This window comes from Pseudoduganella guangdongensis (genome assembly GCF_009857475.1).
Taxonomy (GTDB): domain Bacteria; phylum Pseudomonadota; class Gammaproteobacteria; order Burkholderiales; family Burkholderiaceae_D; genus Rugamonas; species Rugamonas guangdongensis.
In genome coordinates this window covers 1-5,984 of record NZ_WWCJ01000040.1, presented here as the reverse complement: position 1 = coordinate 5,984, position 5,984 = coordinate 1, and the positions used below count along the sequence as shown (strand labels likewise).

The 5,984-nt window shown below is 66.6% G+C and carries 7 protein-coding genes and 1 pseudogene; all 8 read right to left on the bottom strand.

Annotation, left to right across the window (positions count from 1 at the left end; genetic code table 11):
- Positions 1-91: 91 nt before the first annotated feature.
- Positions 92-403, bottom strand: coding sequence for a hypothetical protein (locus tag GTP41_RS26690; RefSeq protein ID WP_161028626.1), 312 nt, complete (start codon positions 401-403; stop codon positions 92-94).
- Positions 396-782 (bottom strand): flagellar export chaperone FliS, encoded by a 387-nt coding sequence (fliS, locus tag GTP41_RS26685; RefSeq protein ID WP_161028625.1) that lies wholly within the window; start codon positions 780-782, stop codon positions 396-398. The genes GTP41_RS26690 and fliS overlap by 8 nt, the downstream gene beginning before the upstream one ends.
- A 12-nt stretch (positions 783-794) precedes the next feature.
- Positions 795-2,186 (bottom strand): flagellar filament capping protein FliD, encoded by a 1,392-nt coding sequence (gene fliD / locus GTP41_RS26680; RefSeq protein ID WP_161028624.1) that lies wholly within the window; start codon positions 2,184-2,186, stop codon positions 795-797.
- A gap of 89 nt (positions 2,187-2,275) precedes the next feature.
- Positions 2,276-2,704 (bottom strand): flagellar FliJ family protein, encoded by a 429-nt coding sequence (locus GTP41_RS26675; protein WP_161028623.1) that lies wholly within the window; start codon positions 2,702-2,704, stop codon positions 2,276-2,278.
- Positions 2,701-4,011: a flagellar protein export ATPase FliI gene (fliI, locus tag GTP41_RS26670; RefSeq protein WP_161028622.1), complete on the bottom strand. Its 1,311-nt coding sequence runs from the start codon at positions 4,009-4,011 to the stop codon at positions 2,701-2,703. Before fliI ends, GTP41_RS26675 begins: the two co-directional genes overlap by 4 nt.
- A complete protein-coding gene (gene fliH, locus GTP41_RS26665; protein WP_161028621.1) occupies positions 4,008-4,718 on the bottom strand; it encodes a flagellar assembly protein FliH in 711 nt (236 codons plus the stop codon). Before fliH ends, fliI begins: the two co-directional genes overlap by 4 nt.
- Positions 4,718-5,746 carry a flagellar motor switch protein FliG gene (locus GTP41_RS26660; protein ID WP_161028620.1) on the bottom strand — a complete coding sequence of 343 codons (1,029 nt, stop codon included), beginning with the start codon at positions 5,744-5,746 and terminating at the stop codon, positions 4,718-4,720. Before GTP41_RS26660 ends, fliH begins: the two co-directional genes overlap by 1 nt.
- A pseudogene (locus GTP41_RS27245) lies at positions 5,727-5,984 on the bottom strand (flagellar basal-body MS-ring/collar protein FliF); the annotation flags it as partial. The gene GTP41_RS26660 and the pseudogene GTP41_RS27245, both read right to left, overlap by 20 nt.

The window sequence follows — 5,984 nt, the reverse complement described above, 5'->3', positions numbered from 1 at the left end:
TACGCGGCGTCCTGGTAGGCGGTGAGGTCGGCGCCGGGGGCGGCGGCGTGGGGGGCGGGCACGGCAGGCGCCGCAGGCAAATTAATCATGCTTAAGTTCCGGTTGGTACGTTGTCGCTGTCGAGGGCATATGCAAGCCAGCCCTCCCTGTTGTTCGTCATATCGTGCATGTGCTGGCCCAGCTCGGCGGCGGCGCCGTTGACCTTGGCCACGGCCGCCAGGTGCAGCTCGCGCAGCGCCGCCAGCGCCGCGCGTTCGGCCGGCAGCCACGCGCCTTGCGCCGCCAGCTGGGGCAGGGTGGCGCCCATCATAGTGTTGATCGCCGCCAGCGCCGCCCAGTCCCCGGCGGCGGTGGCGGCGCTCAGCTGCTGCCCCAGGTGCAGCAGCGTGCGATGCCTATCCATGTTTTTCTTGCACTCCCTGCCAGCCGGCGCGGATGGTGGTCAGCAGCCCCACCACCTCGTCGATCACGGCAGGATCCATCTCCACCCCGGCCCGGTACAGGCGGGCGGCGCAGTAGTCGTACAGGCGGCCCAGGTTGGCCACCACCTCGCCGCCCTGGTCGTAATCGAGCGAGCTGGCCAGGCCGTTGATGATCTGGGTGCACTTGTCCAGGCTGAGCGCCTTTTGCTCGTAGCGCTTGCCCACGATGTGGCCGCGGGCGCGCGCCAGCTCTTCCAGCAGGCCGTCGGTCAGCACCAGCACCAGTTCGACTGGCGTGGCGCGGGCCGTCTGCGATTCAAGATTGGTGCTGTGGTAGCTGCCGTAGGCGTCTTGGTTCATTGCTTAGTGCTTTCAGGAGTCTGATTTGCTGAACAGCGCGTCGAACATGCTGGTCGTGCCGTTCATTTGCGATTGCAGGCTTTGCAGTTGCGTGAACTGCGCCAGGTAACGCTTGTAGGCGTTGTCGTATTGGGTTTCCAGTGCGGCCTGGCGGGTGGCCAGGGTCGCCTGCAGGCGTACATTGCTGTCCTTGCGGGTGGCCAGCTGGCCGGTGCCGGCCTTGGTCCAGCTGTTCAGCAGGCCGTCCAGGCCGCCCAGCACGCCGGTGGCGTTGGCGCCGGACTTGCCGAAGATGGCGTCCAGGCCGTCCGGGTTGGCCGTCAGGGCCTTGCCCAGGCGGGTCTTGTCGAGCGCCAGGGTGCCGTCGCGCTGGGCCGCGATGCCGTAAGCCACCAGGCTGCTGCCGCCGGTTTCGGTGCGCAGCAATTCCTGCATGCGGCCCTTGAGCGCGGACAGGCCGGCGTCGTTGGCGTAAATGCCGGCGGCCTTGCCGCTGGCCGGGTCGCCGGCGGCCGAGACTTCCTTGAACACGGCCAGCAGCTTGTTCCAGCTGTCGACGAAGTTCTGCACATTGGTGGCGGTGGCGGCGTCGTCGCGGCCGACGGTCAGCGCGACCGGGTTCTCCAGCGGCGCCTGGGCCTTGGTGAAGGTCATCGACACGCCGTCGATCACGTTGAAGGTGTTGCTGGCCTGTTGCAGCCGGTTGGCCGGGTCGCCGCCCTGGGCGCCGATCCAGACCACGGCGTCCTTAGCCGTTTGCAGCACGGTCTGGTTGGCCCCGTCCAGCTCGGCGGCCAGGCCAGGGTCGGTGATCTGGCTGGTGTCGATGCCCACCACGCCGTTGTCGGCGCCGGTCTTGCTCGAGGTGAGCACCAGGCGGGTCTGGCCGGCCACCGTCATGGTGGAGGCGGTGACGCGCGCGTTGTTGCCGGCTTCGACATTGATGGCGGCGGCGATTTCCTTGGCGGTCAGGGTGCCGTCCAGGTTCTTGTCGGCGCTGGCCAGGGTCACGGTGAAATTGCTGCCGTCGGCCAGGGTCACGATCATATTGCCGGCGGTGGCGGCGGCGGTGTTGCTGATGCCGTTGTAGGAAACCTGGCCGGCCGTGGCCAGCTGCTCCACGTAGAACTGGTAATTGCCCGGCGCGGCGGAGGCGCTGGCGGTGGCGGTGCCGACTTCGGCGCTGAAGCTTGCCTTGTTGGCAAGCACCGAGCTCTGGCCGCTGAGCGCGGACAGGGTGCTGCGGAAGGTGCTCATCGCTGAGCTGAGCTTGGTCAGCGCGGACGCGACGGCGCTGGCGCTGTTGCTTTGGGTGGTCAGGATCTTCTGACGACCCTCGACATAAAGCTGGGCCAGGTTGGTGGCGGTGCTCTTGGGATCAAAGGTTGGTGCGGTAGTAGCCATTTTCTCGTGCTCCGAGGAAATTTAAATGAAGTGTACCAAGGTAAGGGGCGACCAAAGTAGTGACTTCATGAAATATTCCGTCTGATTCTTCATTTATGTCCGCGGTACCACAGTTGCGTTGCCAGTTCGTCATGTTGTTTGCGCTCCTGCGAGCGCTGCGCCGTGACGGCGGCATGCTGGTGCTTTTCCAGCACCTGGCCCAGCACTTCGCGCTTGACGTAGGCGGCGGTCAGGGCGCGCTGCGACACGGCCATGTCGGCCTCGTGCATCGACAGGTTGACCTTCTGGTGCGCCGCCATCGCCATCACGCCCTGCTTGTAGTCGCCGCAGTTGAGGGCGAGCGCCATCGGCAGCCGGCCGGAGGCGCCGCTGCTTTCGTACAGGTGGGTCAGCTTGTCCAGGGTTTTCTGGTGGCGTTCGCGCAGGCTTTCCTTGGCCGCCACTTCCGACTGCAGCTTTTCCACTTCATTGCTGCGCAGTTCGACCAGGGTCGACAGGTTGCGGATCGTATGGGTCATGACATGAGCCTTTCAAGTTGCTCGACGCAGGCGCCGTAGGGGGCCGCTTCCTTGGTCCCCTGGCACAGGAATTCTTCGATATGCGGATGCAGGTTGACTGCCTTGTCCGTCACCGGGTCGGCGCCGGGCACATAGGCGCCGAGCGGGATCAGGTCGCGCACGCGCTCGTGGCGCGCCATGGAGGCCTTCAGGGCGCGGGCGGCCAGCATGTGCTCGCGCGTGATGACGTGGTTCATGCAGCGGCTGATGGACGCTGCAATATTGATGGCCGGATAATGGCCGCGTTCGGCCAGCTCGCGCGTCAGCACGATGTGGCCGTCCAGGATGGCGCGCGCGGTGTCGACCACCGGGTCCTGCTGGTCGTCGCCCTCGGCCAGCACGGTGTAGATCGCGCTCATGCTGCCATAGGGGTTCTCGCCGTTGCCGGCCGATTCCACCAGCTGCGGCAGGTTGGAAAAGACCGACGGCGGGTAGCCCTTGGTGGCCGGCGGCTCGCCCAGCGCCAGCGCCACTTCGCGCAAGGCCATGGCGTAGCGCGTCAGGGAGTCGACCAGCAGCAGCACGTTCTTGCCCTGGTCGCGGAAATGGGCCGCGATCGAATGGCACAGCTCGGTGGCCATGATGCGCATCAGCGGCGACTCGTCGGCCGGGGCGATCACCAGCACGGCCTTGCGCAAGCCTTCCGGCCCGAGCGACATTTCGACGAACTCGCGCACCTCGCGCGAGCGTTCGCCAATCAGGCCCACCACCACCACGTCGGCCACGGTCTGGCGCGTGATCAGGCCCAGCAGCACGGACTTGCCGACGCCGGAGCCGGCCATCAGGCCCACGCGCTGGCCCTTGCCCAGGGTGAGCATGCTGTTGATGGCGCGCACGCCGACGTCGAGCGCTTCGGTCACCGGTTTTTTCTTGAGCGGGTTGATGCGCGGCGGCTGGCTCTCCAGCGGGTGTTCGCCTTCCAGCTTGCCCAGGCCGTCAATCGGCTCGCCCAGGCCGTTCACCATGCGCCCCAGCCAGCCCTTGCCGATCTGCAAGCTGACCTTGTCGGGCGAGGGCAGCACGCGGGCGCCGGTGGTCAGGCCGGTGGCTTTCTTGAACGGCATCAGGAAGGACAGTTTTTCCCGGAAGCCCACCACCTGCGCGTCGAGCCAGTCGCCCTCGACCGTCTCGATCTGGCAACGCTGGCCGGTATGCAATTTGCAACCGGCCGCCTCCAGCAGCAAGCCGGAAGCGCCCACCAGGCGCCCGGTCGGGGTCGCCAGCGGAACATCGTCGAGTTCCAGCTTGCGCAGTGCGTCGGCAATCATTCTTCGCTCTCAGCGTCGTCGCCGCCATCGGCGGCCTGCAATTGATTATCGACCTGTTCCATGACAGCAGCAAGACGCTGGTGGCAGCCGGCGTCGACTTCGTTGTCGCCGGCACGAATCCGGCATTCGCCGACGTCGAGGCGGGCGTCGCCGATCAGGTTCCAGCGCTTGGCGCGCTTGGGGTCGACTTCCATGATGCGCTTGACTTCCTCGGGGTTGAGGTAGACGTCGATCTCATCGCGCGTGGGCGGCATCGAGGCCAGGGTCTCGTCGACCAGGGCCATGATCTGCACCGGCTGCAGGGCCAGCTCGGCGCGGATCACGTTGCGCGCTACCTTGGCCACCAGGTCCACCACTTCCTTGCGCTGGGCCGCGCGGTAGTCGGCGCGCAGCTTCTTGAGCGACTTGAGCATGCCGTCCACCGGGCGCGCCAGGTGGTCGAAGCCGACCAGGGTTTCCTGCCGGCCTTCTTCACGGCCCAGTTCCACGCCTTGCTGGCGGCCGGCTTCGAAGCCGTCTTCCTGGCCGCGCTGCAGGCCGATTTCATAACCGTCGCGCTGGCCCTGCTCGAAGCCTTCGCTGACCGAAGCTTGCCACTGGGCGGCGTCGGCCATCTGGCCCAGGCCGGCGCCGCGCTGGCCGTTGTGGCCATGCTGGTGCACATACTGCTGCAGCGGCGGGAAGCGGTAGGGACGGAATTGTTTCATCACTCGACCACCGTTTCCGCGAACAGCTGCACTTCGACTTCGCCGGCGTCGGCCAGCGCCTTGACGGTGGCCATGATTTCCTGGCGCGTGGCTTCGATGCGCGACATCGGCACCGGGCCGGCCCGCCGCATCATGTCCTCGAACGCTTGCGCCTGGCGTTTCGGCATGGTCTTCAGCACCGCGTCGCGGATCGCCTGTTCGGCGCCCTTGAGCGCGATGGCCCACTGCTCGAGCGGCACTTCCTCGATGATGCGGGTGAGGGTGACTTCGGTCTGGGTCGACAGGATGAGGAAGTCGTACATCGACATTTCAATTTGCGCCACCACGTCCGGGTCGTGCGCGCGCAGCAGTTCGACGATCTGGGCCCGGTTGCCGGGCAGGCGGTTCAGGATCTCGGCCACCTGGCGCACCCCTTCCACGCTGGTCGACTGCGAGTCGAAGGAGGACAGGCAGCGGTTCACCAGCTCTTCCAGTTCCAGCAGCAGGTCGCGGTCGATCTCGTCCAGGCGCGCCATGTTCAGCAGCACCAGGTCGCGTCCTTCCAGCGGCAGCGCGTCCAGGATCTGGCCGGCCAGGGCCGGCGGCAGGAAGGCCAGGAACACGGCCTGCATCTGCACGTGCTCGTTGGCGATGAAGTCGGCCAGCCATTTCGGCGAAGCCCACTGCAGGCGCGCCATCTTCGGGCGCAGCTCGTCGCCGTAAATGCTGTTCAGCACGGTGTTCGCGATATCGCCGCCCAGTGCCAGGTCGAGCGAGCGCTTGAGGAAGGAGCGCGAGGCGCCATGCACGCCGGACTGCTGGCGGTAGTCGTCGAAGAAGGTTTGCATGGCCGTCTTCACGGCCTCGACCTTGATGCCGCTCATGCGCGACATGACCTGGGTCACTTCCAGCAACTCTTCGCGCGACAGGCAGCGCAGCACGGCGGCGGCGGGCTCTTCGCCGATCGACAGCAGCACGATGGCGGCTTGCTCGACCGGGGTCAGGCTGTGCTCGTTTTCCGGGTCCAGGTTATTGTTGGTGTCGGCCATTTTTCTGCATCCATTGTTTGACGACTTCGGCTACGCGTTCCGGCTCTTTCTCGGCCAGGATCTTCAGGTGATCGACCATGACGTCGACCGGCGAACCGGCCGGCGGCAAATCGTAGTTTTCCAGCAGCGGCACCACCGGCATCTGGGTCGCGTCGAGCGCGCCCGGGGTGCCGGCCTTGGCGCTGTCGGCTGGCGCGTCCGGCGAGGCCAGCGCGGCGGCCGGCCCGGCGGCGCCCGG